This window comes from Nonomuraea sediminis (assembly GCF_018531495.1).
GTDB classification, from domain to species: Bacteria; Actinomycetota; Actinomycetes; order Streptosporangiales; family Streptosporangiaceae; genus Nonomuraea; species Nonomuraea sediminis.
Genome location: NZ_JAHDTI010000002.1, coordinates 536899 through 550012, shown reverse-complemented (window position 1 = coordinate 550012; position 13114 = coordinate 536899). Strand labels below are relative to the sequence as shown.

At 66.8% G+C, this 13114-nt stretch carries 16 protein-coding genes; 3 read left to right on the top strand and 13 right to left on the bottom strand.

The features are described 5' to 3' along the window. Nucleotides 1–169: 169 nt before the first annotated feature. From KIK09_RS10755 to KIK09_RS10730, 6 genes are all read right to left on the bottom strand, one after another. Nucleotides 170–469, bottom strand: a complete 300-nt coding sequence (locus KIK09_RS10755) for a hypothetical protein (RefSeq protein ID WP_214318582.1) — start codon at nucleotides 467–469, stop codon at nucleotides 170–172. Nucleotides 470–674: 205 nt separating this feature from the next. Further along, nucleotides 675–1184: a hypothetical protein gene (locus KIK09_RS10750; protein WP_214318581.1), complete on the bottom strand. Its 510-nt coding sequence runs from the start codon at nucleotides 1182–1184 to the stop codon at nucleotides 675–677. Nucleotides 1185–1551: 367 nt separating this feature from the next. Continuing rightward, nucleotides 1552–2088, bottom strand: coding sequence for a GNAT family N-acetyltransferase (locus KIK09_RS10745; protein ID WP_214318580.1), 537 nt, complete (start codon nucleotides 2086–2088; stop codon nucleotides 1552–1554). A 261-nt stretch (nucleotides 2089–2349) separates the two neighbouring features. Next, nucleotides 2350–3216 carry a hypothetical protein gene (locus KIK09_RS10740; RefSeq protein WP_214318579.1) on the bottom strand — a complete coding sequence of 289 codons (867 nt, stop codon included), beginning with the start codon at nucleotides 3214–3216 and terminating at the stop codon, nucleotides 2350–2352. Nucleotides 3217–3462: 246 nt separating this feature from the next. Continuing rightward, nucleotides 3463–4161 (bottom strand): alpha/beta hydrolase, encoded by a 699-nt coding sequence (locus KIK09_RS10735; protein WP_214318578.1) that lies wholly within the window; start codon nucleotides 4159–4161, stop codon nucleotides 3463–3465. Between the two features lie 82 nt (nucleotides 4162–4243). After that, complete coding sequence (locus KIK09_RS10730; RefSeq protein ID WP_214318577.1) at nucleotides 4244–5158, bottom strand: SDR family NAD(P)-dependent oxidoreductase; 915 nt, start codon at nucleotides 5156–5158, stop codon at nucleotides 4244–4246. Between the two features lie 60 nt (nucleotides 5159–5218). On the opposite strand from KIK09_RS10730, the gene KIK09_RS59970 reads away from it, so the two are divergent. Together KIK09_RS59970 and KIK09_RS10720 are read left to right on the top strand one after the other, a co-directional pair. Then, entirely contained in the window at nucleotides 5219–6238 is a 1020-nt protein-coding gene (locus KIK09_RS59970; RefSeq protein WP_214318576.1) for an AraC family transcriptional regulator, read from the top strand. Between the two features lie 140 nt (nucleotides 6239–6378). After that, the gene (locus KIK09_RS10720; RefSeq protein ID WP_214318575.1) at nucleotides 6379–6639 is read left to right on the top strand and encodes a hypothetical protein; all 261 of its coding nucleotides are present in this window, start codon (nucleotides 6379–6381) and stop codon (nucleotides 6637–6639) included. A gap of 454 nt (nucleotides 6640–7093) precedes the next feature. On the opposite strand, the gene KIK09_RS10715 is transcribed toward KIK09_RS10720, so the two are convergent. Continuing rightward, a complete protein-coding gene (locus KIK09_RS10715; RefSeq protein ID WP_214318574.1) occupies nucleotides 7094–7507 on the bottom strand; it encodes a DUF1761 domain-containing protein in 414 nt (137 codons plus the stop codon). Between the two features lie 58 nt (nucleotides 7508–7565). On the opposite strand from KIK09_RS10715, the gene KIK09_RS10710 reads away from it, so the two are divergent. Next, nucleotides 7566–8255: a winged helix-turn-helix transcriptional regulator gene (locus KIK09_RS10710; RefSeq protein ID WP_214318573.1), complete on the top strand. Its 690-nt coding sequence runs from the start codon at nucleotides 7566–7568 to the stop codon at nucleotides 8253–8255. A 683-nt stretch (nucleotides 8256–8938) separates the two neighbouring features. Here KIK09_RS10710 and KIK09_RS10705 read toward each other — a convergent pair. The 6 genes from KIK09_RS10705 to KIK09_RS10680 form a co-directional block, all read right to left on the bottom strand. After that, nucleotides 8939–9868, bottom strand: coding sequence for an NAD-dependent epimerase/dehydratase family protein (locus KIK09_RS10705; RefSeq protein WP_214318572.1), 930 nt, complete (start codon nucleotides 9866–9868; stop codon nucleotides 8939–8941). A gap of 81 nt (nucleotides 9869–9949) precedes the next feature. Then, nucleotides 9950–10891, bottom strand: a complete 942-nt coding sequence (gene sigJ, locus KIK09_RS10700) for an RNA polymerase sigma factor SigJ (RefSeq protein ID WP_214318571.1) — start codon at nucleotides 10889–10891, stop codon at nucleotides 9950–9952. 213 nt (nucleotides 10892–11104) lie between these two features. Further along, nucleotides 11105–11539, bottom strand: a complete 435-nt coding sequence (locus tag KIK09_RS10695) for a VOC family protein (protein ID WP_214318570.1) — start codon at nucleotides 11537–11539, stop codon at nucleotides 11105–11107. Next, nucleotides 11536–12015 (bottom strand): SRPBCC family protein, encoded by a 480-nt coding sequence (locus KIK09_RS10690; protein ID WP_214318569.1) that lies wholly within the window; start codon nucleotides 12013–12015, stop codon nucleotides 11536–11538. The genes KIK09_RS10695 and KIK09_RS10690 overlap by 4 nt, the downstream gene beginning before the upstream one ends. Nucleotides 12016–12062: 47 nt before the next feature. Beyond that, nucleotides 12063–12407: an ArsR/SmtB family transcription factor gene (locus KIK09_RS10685; RefSeq protein WP_214318568.1), complete on the bottom strand. Its 345-nt coding sequence runs from the start codon at nucleotides 12405–12407 to the stop codon at nucleotides 12063–12065. Continuing rightward, a complete protein-coding gene (locus KIK09_RS10680; protein WP_214318567.1) occupies nucleotides 12404–12865 on the bottom strand; it encodes an SRPBCC family protein in 462 nt (153 codons plus the stop codon). Before KIK09_RS10680 ends, KIK09_RS10685 begins: the two co-directional genes overlap by 4 nt. Nucleotides 12866–13114 lie beyond the last annotated feature (249 nt).

Below are 13114 nucleotides of genomic sequence, written 5' to 3'. Positions count from 1 at the left end.
TGCTCCGCGAAGTCACCCCCCCAGACGGTTCACTGCGCCGTGCGAGGTCGTCGCGCGGACAGCAGGAAGCATGAGTCGCTCGCCAGGGTTCGTCCTGGCGAGGATCGGTTAAGCCTAAAGCCACGCCATTCCTATTATTTTGTCCGAAAGTCAGTCAAGAGGTGAAATTTCAACCGATGTCGGAATGGAGGTTTCGGGCATCAAGAAATTTCACTGCCCGCGGGCACGTCGGTGCGTGGTTGACCTCGCTGGCTGGGAAGATGATCTCTACCCCACCCCTGCGTCCAGGGCGTTCGTCACGCCGCGTAAGGATCTTGCTCACCAACGGAATGCCCGTAACCAGGGTTTCGGTCTTCACGCCGATAACACCTATGACCATATTGACCAATAGAGTCGAGTTTGATACCGCATATCGGTCAGATAACTGGTGATCTTGCTGGCTGTAGCCCTGCGGGTTGTTGACAGCCACCGGCCCGCACCCACGCGAGGGGCGAGCTGTGGCCCGCTCAGCCACTCGGGCGAAGGGCCGAGCTTTGGCCCGCTCAGCCACTCCCGCGAGGGGTCGAGCTTTTTGGCCCACTCAGATGCTCAAGAATCGGCACCGCTAGCACGGCCCCCGGAGAAGCGCATGCCAAGGATCCTTCCGTCCCCGGACTGGCGCGTGTGCCGTAGCGCTAGTAGAGCGTCGGAAGCGTACGAGCTATCTCGTCATTGAACCGGTCGAGCAGCGGCTCCAGACGCCTGCTGTGCTGTTCCGCCTCTTCCAGACCCTCGGCCCAGATGGAGTCGCCCGCCGCCTTCTCAACCGCCGCAGCCAGTGAGCGGATCTCCGCGCTGAAGACCCGGGCTCGGGACGACTTCAGCAGCAGCAACGCGGCCGACCACCCCACAGCTGTAGGCGTCTCCCACTTCCGAGCCGGCCACTCGCCCGTGTCCTTCGCTGCGGCGATGAGCCTGTCAAGCTCGGCATATACCGACTTGATGAGGTCGGAAACCGCGGTCTGGAGAGTGAGGATGCTCTCCCGCTGGAACGTGTCTCGCGCCGATCGGCGTTCACGCTCGTGTTGCCGGTCGCTCTGGGCTGCCTCGCGCTTGGTCTTCTGGCGCTCTGCATAGATCGTCACGATGGCCGTGATGATCGAGCCGACCAGGACTCCCATTAACCCGGCAAGCGCCTGACTCATAGTGATTCCTCTCTGCCAGTCTGCCGGGCCGACTCGACGGGGGCGCGGCAGGCTTCCGCGTCCAACTCGCCGACGACACCCTTAGCCACCGCATCCGCCAGGACGAGATCCGGATGCCCCACGGCGCTGCCAGCGGCTCGGACGCGTAAGGCGCGATCCGGATGCCCCCCACGGCGCTGTCGGCGCCTCGGATGTGCGAGCAACGTCGGCTTCGGCGTTCTGGCGCGCCCACTCGCGGGCCCGGCACAACGTCGGGTTCGGTGTTCTGGCGCGCCCACTCACCGGCCGGCGAGCGGCGCGGCACATCCGTGGCAGGACGCACGGCCGGTCAAGGCCGGCGGTCCGAAGCGCCTCGATGAGCACGTGCTCATCCCGAGGACCACACGCCGAACCACTGCTCGGCGTCGTACTCCTCGAACCGCTCCACCTCGGTGAACCCCAGCTTCGCCGCGAGGCGCATCGAGCGGTCGTTGGCGGTCTGGGTGGAGAGCACTACCGGCTCGCCGGGAAGCGCGGCGGCGACCCAGCCGAGTACCGCCGCGCACGCCTCGGCGGCGTAGCCGTATCCCCACGACTGCGGCAGGAACATGTAGCCGAGCTCGGCCTCACCGCCATCCGGACGGACGTGACCCGGACGCTCGGCGTCGCGCCGATCGATCTCGATGATGCCGATCATCGCCCCATCGAGATCGACCACGAAAAGGCCGGGGCGCCGCCTGGGCACGGCGGGCAACGCGCGCTCGAACTCATCCCGTGGTCGAGGGCCACCGATGTAGGTGCCCACCTCGGACGAGGTGAACAACTCGATGACCGCCGCACGGTCCCGAGCCTCGGGCTCACGGAGCACAAGCCGCTCGGTCCTGATCGGGTCGGGTGGCCAGGCAACGGATCCGAGCTCAGCCATGCCGTCCAACCTAATCAGCGGTCTCGTCAACGATCAAGACTCCCGAACCGCTCACCCCACGGCCCGGAGCCCACCCTCACCAACGGGCCAGAGACGTATGGCGGGACTGGGAAACTCGCGTAGGCACCCTGGCACGAACGCGAGACGAGGAACGTCCTGCCGGTGGCCTCCAGGCCGTCCAATGCCTGGCGCCAGGCGGAGGCCTCGTCGTCGTCCATCTCGATCCACCGCGCTGCGGCCCCTCAAGTGAGTATCGCCGGGTCAGGAGCGACGCGGGTCGTAGTTCTGGAACTCGACCAGGTGGATGTCGCTCCGCGACAACAGAGGGACCCCGCTGCTGGAGTCCAGCACCACCCGGCGGCCCAGGGGCTCGCGCAGCGCGACGTCGATCTGGTCGGTCTTCCCCATCGCGTTGCAGAAATTTACGTCGTCCCGCCGGATGTCAACGTCCACGACTACCGCTTCGGGCGTCTCGTAGACGCGCGAGCCGTACGTCGTGTCACAGGTGCCATGCATGTAGCTCAGCTGGAGCTCAGCCGGCGCGCGCACCTCATAGGTGCTCACCTCCTGGATCCCGTCGACCAGCGGCCTGGGCACCCCGCCCATTGCGGCCGGGGCCACTGCGACCCGCCGGAACGGCTCTGGCAAGCCCTTCACGGTGAAGTCCCACGTAGGCACCCGCACGTCCCCCCGGCTGCTGGGCATCGTGGCCTCGCCCCGGGCGACCCCGATCACACGCAGCGGCCGGCAGCCCTTGGCCGGGCACTCCTCGTCGACGAAGGACTTGGGCTTGCTGAGCCCGGCGTAGGCAGCTGTAGCCGCCAAGACCGGCACGCTCAGCGTGCTCCCATCGGCCCAGCGCAGCTCGGCCGGGGCAGGCGCCTCGGCCGGGAGCGCTGTCTCCAGCTTCCAGGCGCTGTTGATCGTGCTCCGCCCGACCCACCGGGGCATGCGTCCCCAATCGGGCTCCACGGTCAGGTTCCGCAGCGGGACGAACCCCTCGATCCAGGGCTCGCGCTCCGCCGAGCTCTGCCAGCGTTCGGCGACCTCACGGGCGCGGTCCGCGAACCCGTCAGCAGCGACCGGCGCTCGAACGGAACCGCAGGCCGCCGCGAGCACGAGGAGCACTGCGGCCGGAAATATTCGCATATCCAGTAGACGTGCCGGCGGGCGGCGCGGTTGTTCAGCCGCGAGTCAGCGGGTGACGTCGGTTGATCGCCTACCGATCGCTCAAGTTCGTACCATTGACCGCGATGCCCTTGCTGCGGCGCTACGCGAGCTGGGAGACGCTACGCGAGCTGGGAGACAAGGTCGAGGTGCTCGAGCTGCTCTTCGATCCTCAAAATCGGTGTTCGCTCCCGCCTGCGAAGCCACTCAGGCCGACCGCACGATCTCGTCGATGAGGGCGGCCAGCCGGCGTGGCTGGGACAGGAACGGAGAATGCCCGCCGGCGAACCGGCGGATCTCGGCAGCTTGGGCTGCCATCTGCTCCTGCAGTGCGGGAGGGATAGCTTTGTCCTGCTCTGTGATGATGTAGGTGGACGGGATGTTCCGCCAGGCGGCTGCGTCGACCTTCTCCGCGAACGATCGGATGGTCTGGTTGACCAACTCGCTCACCGCCTGCTCGGCCTCTGCATCGGGCAGATCGCCGTAGAGCGAGGTACGCGGTTCGTTGATGAGTGGGAACAGCCCGTCTGTGTTTTCGGGATCGGGGATGCCGTGGATGGTGTACATCGACTGTCCCTTGTCCGGCATGTAGGCGGCGAGGTAGATCAGCCGATCGACATTGCCCACTCCGGCGGCGGCCTCGGTGATCGGGATGCCCCCGTAGGAGTGGCCGAGCAGCACGACCGGTCCTGCGATCGACGCCAGTTCCGCGGCCAGCACGGCGGCATCGTCATGCATGCCCGCGGTGGGATGTTCGCCGGCGCTCGGCAGCGCCGGCGTGTGCGTGCCGTACCCGAGCGCGTGCAACTCGGCCTCAAGCTTCGCCCAACTGCTCGGCTGGTGCCAGGCGCCGTGGACAAGCATCACGGTAGTCATGAATGGTGCTCCAAGGTTCTTATCGGACATGGCGACGCTTCTTGCCGCCGGGAAAGCCCGATGGCCGTACTCGTGCTCGATGCGGGCGGACTACGCCTCAGCAGTTCTCTCGTCAGCAGTCCACGAGGCGGTCCGCTGTCGCTGTGAGCGCGTAGTCCCAGAGGCGATCCGCGGCGGCCGGGTCCACCGACCAGCTTGCGACGCCTACGGTCGCGTCCGGGCCGCCCGCCACCACCTCGGCCTCCTGGTTGTCCGAGGAGAAGAACCGGCCGGTCACGCCGTCCAGCAGCGGGGACCCGGCGAGCAGCACTGAGGTGGCGGCGCCCTGCTCCGGGGTCTTGTAGTAGTCGGGGGTCACCAGGTTCCCCTCGTCATCCATCGCGCCCGCTGCTCGCATGGTGTCGTCGTCGAGGTGCCGCTGCAGGTTGGTGTGGATGTAGCCGGGCTCGAGCGCGTTCGCGGTGATTCCGTCGGCGGTCCAGCGCCGGGCAGCGCCGACCGCGAGCAGCACGTCGGCCGTCTTCGACTGCGCGTACGCGACCCACGGGTCGTACGGGCGGCGCTCGAAGTGCGGATCGTCGAAGTCGAACGGCGCCAGCAGTTGAGCGCCGGAACTCACCATGACCACCCGCGCGTCGCCGGCCTGCCGCAGGTTCTCCCGTAGGCCGGTGATCAGTGCGAAATGCCCGAGAAAGTTCGTCGCCAACTGCAGCTCCCAGCCGTTGGCGGCGACCTGGCGGGTGGGCAACGCCATGATCCCGGCGTTCGCCACGATCGCGTGCACCGGCCCGATCCAGCCGGCCACGAACGCGCGCACCGAGCCGAGATCGCTCAGATCCAAGGCCCGCTGGTCGCCGGTGGGGTTGCGGGTCGCGACGGTCACCTCGGCCCCCGCGCCCTGCAGCGCCCGTACGGTCTCCAATCCGATCCCGGATGCTCCGCCGGTGACGATGATCCGCCGCCCGGTGAGGTCAACACCGGCGAGAATCTCCGCAGCCGTGGTCTTGGCGCTGAATGGGGTGCCCATGCGTGTCACGGTAGAGATCGGGAGTTGGACTCGGAATGGTTCAGGATCCAACATAGTTGAGTGAGCGTCCAGCAAGCCGATCCCCTCGAAGACGTCCTCGCCCTCCTCGGCACGACCAGCCGCCTGTCCGTCAGGCTGGTGGCCGGCGGTGAGTGGGCGATGTCGTACGACCCGCCGCCGGCGGTCAAGTTCGTCGCGGTGCGCCGCGGCGACTGCCTGCTCAGCGTCGACGGCGTACCGGAGCCGATCGAGCTGGCCGAGGGCGACTGCTTCCTGCTCACCCAGCCACGCGCATTCACCATGGCCACCGGTCCAGGGCTGCGGCCGGTCCCGGCCGGTCCGGTTTTCGCGTCGGCCACCGACGGCGTAGCCCGGGTGGGGACCGGCGAGGACGCGGTCTTCATCGGCGGCCGGTTCGACTTCGGCGAGCGGGCCCGCGAACTGCTGCTCGACGTGCTGCCGCCAGTGATCCATGTGCCCGGCCGCACCGCCGAGGCCGCGACCGTACGCTGGGCGCTCGAGCAGATCGACGCCGAGCTGCGCGACCGGTCACTTGCCTCGACACTGGTCACCGAGCATCTCGCCCTGGTCATGCTGATCCACCTGCTGCGCCTGCACCTGGCCGTCGCCGGGCCGGGCGCGGCGTCCGGCTGGATGGCCGGGCTCACCGACCCGATCGTGGCCCCGGTGCTGCGGGCCATGCACGCCCGTCCGTCTCACGCCTGGACGGTGGCGGAACTGGCCGAGGCCGCGGCGGTGTCCCGGTCGACTCTCGCGGCCCGCTTCAAGCAAACCGTCGGGCAGAGCCCGCTGGACTACCTGACCGGATGGCGGATCGAACTGGCCACCGACCGCCTGCGCCGCGGCGACGACACGGTGGCGATGATCGCCCGCAAGGTCGGCTACGGTTCGGAGAGCGCACTGAGCAACGCATTCAAGCGGGTCACAGGCGCGTCCCCGCGCGAGTACCGCCGCCGGATCAGAACGGCGGGCGGCGGTCAGACCGCGCACAGAGCCGGGTTCGACCTTGGCGCGCAAGGGCCCTACCGCGGAGTTCCCCAGGAATCATCAACTGCATGAGTGGGCCGGCAGCATATCCAGCGGCTGTGGCACGCGATCGAGATCGATAAAGCGTTCAACCGTGGCGGAGCGATCGGAAGTTTGGTCAGTATCGGGCGGCGTTGGATGCCGGGGCCGATCCCGTGATCGTGGCCGGGTGGATGAAGGATGAGCAGGCTCGGAGAGGCGAGCTGCAACGGCTGCCGATAGCCGAGAAGCGTTCCTTCGATCGTGATGCCTTCGCCGCGGCGTTGCGTGACCTGGGCGACCTGGTGAAGGTGCTCGGGAAGGCCGACTCTGCTCGCAAGGCGAAGATCTGCGCGGATATTGGGATCGAGCCGCTCTTCGATCCCTCAAAACAAGAAGTCCTGGTCTCCGCAAAGAGAAACCAGGACTTCATCGGTGTCCGAGGGGCGTATTGAACCGTTCGCCTACCTTCTTGAGTAGGGAGAACGGTGGCTCGATCTGGATTAGAGTCAACCGAGGTAGGGGGTGGCGCGTCGGTGAGGAAGTGCTCAATCCGCATCGACCGATCCATCGGCAAGAGCAGGACCTGATTTGTCGGCACCCATCGGACCTCGCGGGCTCGTCGCTTGGCGGAGTCCTACCGCTACTCCCAGACCCAGGCGGCCAAGGCCGCCCACCATCCGAAGCCAGGCTGACCTCCGGTGTGCTCTTCCCCGATAGCCGCCAAACTCGTCGGTCGCAGGAGCAGGTCAAGGTGGAGCGCCCGCAGGCGAAGCCGAGGACGAACGACCTTGACCTGTGACGAGTACCGATCATCATCACGGCGCGGGGAAGCGCGGACAGCTCGATGGCCGGCTTCATCCAGCGAAGGTTCTCGGCCGTCGGCTGACTCATGGGCGCTTGCCAGTGCTACTGCAGCAACCCGACGGCGAGGGCCATGCCCAAGAACAACGTCAGCTGATACGCGCTGTTGATCACGGTGAGCTGTGCCGGCTTCTGCTCGAAGGCGTTGTGCTGCGTCAGGGTTGTCAGCGAGAACCCGAGCCAGGTCGCGAATCCGACGGCCACATCGAGCCAGAGCGGGTCGCTGCCGAACAAGCCCGACACGATGGAGCACGCGGCGGTGAGCACCAGCGCCGTGACGAGGATCGACGCTAGGAGGACTGCGAACGGGCGCTTGCCGGCCCGCTTCGAGTCCTCCTCGGAAACCCCGGTCAGCTTCCGCCAGACGACGCCGAAGAGCCCCCAGTCGCTGTACCACACCCAGGCGATCGCCATCCCGGCCACGATCGCGGCCACGACGGCCAGCCAGCTGATGCTCATCTCCATGAGGATCCCCTCTGCTCGACGCCCATCCGGGCAGTTGATATAGTCAACCACGATGGAGAATATCAAGCAATCCTCGAAAAGGGCTCGCTCCTACGGGCAGTTCTGCGCCCTCGCGCGCGCCCTGGACATCGTGGGCGAGCGCTGGACCCTTCTGATCGTGCGCGAGCTGCTCCCCGGCCCGATGCGCTACACCGAGCTGAAAACCTCGCTCGCGGGGATCGCGACCAACCTCCTGGCGGAGCGGCTGCGGGCTCTGGAGTCGAACGGCATCGTCGAGCGCCGCCTGGAGGAGGCGGGTGTCGTCTATGCGCTCACGCCCTGGGGTGCAGGGCTTCGCGAGCCGATGGAGGCGCTCGGCCGATGGGGCGCGCCGCTGGTGATGACCGGGCGTGACGGTGATTCGTTCCAGCCGCGCTGGCTGGTGCTCGCTCTCCCCGGCCTGCTCCGGGGAATCACCGCGACTCCTGCGGTGGAGCTCGGCGTCGAGACGGACGGATTCCTCATGGTCCTGCGCATCGATGAGCACGGCCCCAGTGCGATCATCCGGCCCGATCAGCAGCCGGACACGGTCTTCACCGCCGCGCCGGAGGTCGTCATCGGGCTCGCGGCCGGTGCGCTCACGATCGACCAGGCCCTCTCCCTGGGGGACCTCCGAGGCGACAGACAGGTCCTTGACAAGGTATTCCCTCCAGGGCGAGAGACCACTGCGACCGCGTCTACACCGTCACCGATGGCCGGTTGACGGTTCTCGCGCGCCTGGACACGAAGCCCGATCTCCTCTTCGACCACGACCCACGACACCGACTCACCGGAAGATCGACAACTGCTCAGAGCGGTATCAAGACTCGCCTTCAGATCATCGCGAGTTGATCACCAAGTGGAGCCAAAAATGACCTACGGCTGGCACCCGATCTCACAGACGAAATCAGCCGTTGGTGTGACTCACCATTTCAATTGGCGGCTCACCACTTCAGGTGGCGAGTCTGGTGGTGAGGGGAGTCGCGTCGGAGCCGGATCGCGGTGGTTTGGGACCTACTCACCCCCGTTGTTGGCGCTAACTGGATCGGTGTCATATCCGTTGAAAATTTGCACGTGGCTAAGACCAGGCCGGACCCGGTCGTAACCGAGGCGGGGCCGTCCGGTGTGCGGGCAGATGTGCTCAGGCCCGGGGCGGCGTGGGGAGACGGGTTTGCGGTCGGCGAGAAAGAGGGGGTCCTCGAGCGCGCACGGGCCCGTCCGGATGGCCGTCGGGGAGCCGGAGCAGGCGGGGTAGGAGCCGGGTGGTGCCGCCGCGTCCCAGTAGACCCATCTACAGCGAGCAGATCGGCCGCCAACTGCTGACGGGCACGGTCGAAGGGCAGCCATCCTTGCCGGATGGTTGCCCTTCGACAGGCGTTCGGCTCCCCGAACACGTACCGAGGCAAGTCACATCCCAACCTGGAGGCCTTGACGCCAGGTGGGGTGTGCCGGGTGCCAGCCCAGTTCGCGCTTGGCCTTGGCGTTGGATGCACCGCGCAGTTCGGTCATGAGCACGACGCCGGCCTGTCCGGCGGCCAGCCGTCCGATGAACCGCGGTACGCGCATCGGTTTCTTGGCGCCCAGCATCGCCGCCAGTTCCGGCAGCCATTCGGCGACCGGGGCGGGGTCGTCATCGACGATGTTGTAGACACCGCGGCCGCCGTTCTCCAAGGCTGCGACCGTGGCCTCGGCGGCGTCGGCGATGTGGACGAACGACCACACCCCGCCGCCGTCGCCGACGACCGGGAACTTGCGTTTGCGGATCATCTCGAGCTGCTCGGAGCCTGGCGCCATGGAGGTGCCGGGTCCGTAGAACGCGCCGTAGCGCAGCACGATCCCTTCGGTCCAGGCGGCGCCCAGCACGGCCTTCTCCAAGTGCTCGATCGCGGCGATCATCGGGGCCATCTGGCTGACCGGTGAGCGATCCAGGGGGTCTTGTTCGTTCTTGACCGGCCCGCCGGTCCGGGTGTACGTGAACGCGCCGTTGCTCTGGGCGACGAACCGTCGCACTCCCACGGCGCGTGCGGCCGCGAGCAGGTTGTCGGTGCCCTCGATCCGCAGCCGGTCGGTGGCGGCGAAGCTGCGTTCGAAATGGCGGGTGTCGATGTGCCCGATGGCGGTCAACTGGTGAACGATCACCTCCGGCGCCGCCTGGCGCACGGCCGCCTCGACCTGGGCGCGATCGAGCGCATCGGCGATGACCGGTACCGCGCCCAGTGCCCTGGCCTTGTCCGGCTCGCTGCGGGTCATGGCGAACACCTCGTGTCCCGCATCGACCAGACGCGGCACCAGTTGCGTACCCATCGCTCCAGTCGCTCCTGCAACCAGCACTCTCATCGTCAGCTCCTGTCCGGTTCGGATTTGTCACTTGAACCGGATGGCCCGCCGTTTCCTGACAGGAGCCGTAGGTGATACACGTCACATCACGAGCAGGGGCTCCCCGTGGTCGGCCGCCGCCCACTGCTCGGTCGCGCGTTCGAGCTTGTCGGGGTTTGCCTGGGTACGGCAGGCAGTGATGCCCTCGGCGGTGACCTCCAGGCACATGATGGCGACGACCCGGTCTTCCACGACGGCCACAACGGCGGGTTCACCATTGGCGGTCCAGGCGTATATCTCGGGCGAGCCGCCGACGATGGCGCGTTTGGCCTCGGCGGGCTTGAACATGCTCCACACGAACTTCGCGACCGCGACGGCTCCCTCGAACGCCTTGGTGCGTGCCGGAACCTTCCCTCCGCCGTCGCCGATGGAGATGGCGTCCTTGGTGAGCAGGCGTACGAGCTCATCGGTCTGGCCACTGGTGGCGGCCGCGAGGAACTCCTCGACGATCCGCTGGGCGGCGGCCTCGTCGATTTCGGTGCGGGCTTTGCCGTACGCGACATGCTTCTTGGCGCGGTGAAAGATCTGCTGGCTGGCGGCCTCGGTGATGTCGAGGATCTCGGCGATCTCCCGGTGCGGGTAGTCGAAGGCCTCCCGCAGCACGTACACGGCCCGTTCGTTGGGGGACAGGCGCTCCATGAGAGTGAGGACCGCGTACGAGACCGCTTCGCGCTGCTCAGCGGTGTCGGCCGGGCCGAGCATCGGGTCCCCCGCGAGCAGCGGCTCGGGGAGCCATCGGCCCATGTAGGTCTCGCGGCGTGCCCGCGCGGAGGTGAGCTGGTTGAGGCACAGGTTGGTGAGTACCTTCGTCAGCCAAGCCTCAGGGACCTCGACGCGGTCGACATCGGCGGCCTGCCAGCGCAGGAACGTCTCCTGCACGACGTCCTGTGCCTCGTCCGCGGAGCCGAGGAGACGGTAGGCGATGGCCTCCAGACGGGGCCTCGACAGCTCGAACCGGTCGACGTCATCCACCGTCAAAGGCATGACCTGATCGTATCTCCGGCAGTGCTTCCAGCTGGTCACGGCCCTTCTCGTGGATCGAGGCCATTCGGACAGCGACCACGCTGCTCCTCCTCACAAGGACCCCGCCAACTGAGGTGGTGAGTCACACTAGCGAGAGCATCCCGAAGCGTAGATACGGCCCGCGTACCACCATGGACGATGGCAAGCCGCAGGTGGGTGCGAGGGCACCGACTCCTACCGGTGACCCTCATACATGGAGAGGTCCTCGGTGGTGCCGACCAACCGGAACACTTGTCCTCCTGGAGCTTGAAAGTACAGGTGCGGATCAGGCACCTCGAGTACCTTGACGCCGAAGTCGACAATTTCCTGCCGCATCTCCTCGGCGTTTTCCGCCTTCAGCTCCAGGAAGATCGCCTTCAAGAAGTCGTCATCGCTCAGGGCGTGCTCCGCAGCGTAGGTCACACCTTTGTCCGCCTCCTGCCCGTCACCGCTTCCGTAGAGAAACGAAATATAGAAGCCGCCTCCCATTCGAAAGTCGTCCTTGTCGTCCAACTCCCTGGCGAGTTCGCAGCCCAGGACGTCGCGGTAAAACTGCCGGATTCTGTCCCGTTCTGTCCGGCGCACTCGAAGCGCCGAATGGTTCCCAAAGATGACCTTTGGCACGATCATGCACGCTCCTGCAGGCGGCGGGCGTTGTCCGCGCTGCTGCCGAACGGCATCCCGCGGCCGGCCTCGACGTACTGACGCAAACTCTCGAGAAAGTGATCCCAGCCGCGCGTGCACAGCTCGATGCACTCCAGCTCCTGGCTCAGGCCCTGGTGGCGGAACCGCAGTTCGGAAGCGCCGCCACCGACCGGGGTGATGGTGAAGGTCGGACGCGTGCCGACCCAGTCGGGGAGAAAATCGCAGGAGGTGACGGTCCATTGCACCGAAAACGGTCGCGTCGCCTGATCGACCTGCATCACGCACGGTTCGGGAGGATCGAAGGAGAACCGGAGTTCGCCGCCGGTGTCGCCAGATCCCATGACATCTGTCCACCAAGCGGCCAGGCCGGAGGGGGTCGTGAGGGCGTCGAACAGCTTGTCAGGGTGTGCGCGCACATGAATCGTCTTCTGGTAGTCCTCGTTGGCCTTGGTGTTCGTCAATGGATTGGCTCCTTTCATTCCGGCCCGTTTCACTCGTGGTGATCGGGCTACTCGGTTTTCGGCCGCAGCGCCTGGATCGACTCGGCGATCGTCTTGATGCGACGCAGGCGTGCGTCCCATGCCGCGCCGACCGAGGCCAGTTGCTCGACGGCGCGGGAGAACTGCGCTTCGTTGACGACGTAATGCACCTCGCGGCCGTGCTTGCGGGGCACGACCAGTTCGGCGCGCTCCAGGACACCAAGGTGCTTTGCGACCGCTTGGCGCGTCACCGGCAGGAGGACACTCAGACTCGTCGCCGTGCCGGAGCCGTCGACGAGCAGCAGGTCCAGCAGGCGACGCCGGGTCGGGTCGCCGATAGCCGCCCACAGCCTGTCGTCGATCGTCGGGGTCACGACCGCACCAAGCCCGCCGCGTACGCCGCCAGGTTCGGCAGGTGCTGGTCCCAGCCGGCACAGTGGCTGCGGTAATGCGCCTCGAGCTGTGCGGCCTCCCAGCCGATCTCCCGGAAGCCGGCCTCGGTCAAGCGCAACAGCGTCCCACCGTCGGCAGGCACCAGTTCGAACGTCACGAGCAACGAGTTCTGCGAGGTCGCCGGCCGGTCCTGTGGATGAACCCAGCGGAAGACGAACCGTCGCGGCGCGTCCGCCTCGACGACGTGGATCGGCACGACGAGCGTGCCGGTCCCGTCCCGCCGCTGCTTGGTCATCCGCCCGGCACCGCCCGGCACTGCCGGGAACGACGCGTCAAAGCCCCACCATTGCGCGATGTGCTCAGGCTTCGTGATGACCTCGTAGACCACATCGGGCGCGGCGTCGATGTGGATCTCACGCGCGATGGTGCCGTACTCCATGACCCTCTCCTCCGATCAGCAACCACTAGTTGCACTTTAGACTCGGTGCCCCTGAGACGCAACCATCGGTTGCAGGATCTGTTGGGAGACACACGCCTCACAGCCCCGCTGGGACCTTCCGCAGGCATAGAGAAAGCGTGTTCGGGCTGCCCTGGAAATTGGCCAGGGCGGCCTGAACCATCCCCTGCTCTCGTCCCCCGTCGGGGAGGATTTGTCCGAGGGGCGAATTGAACCGCTCCCCGATCACTT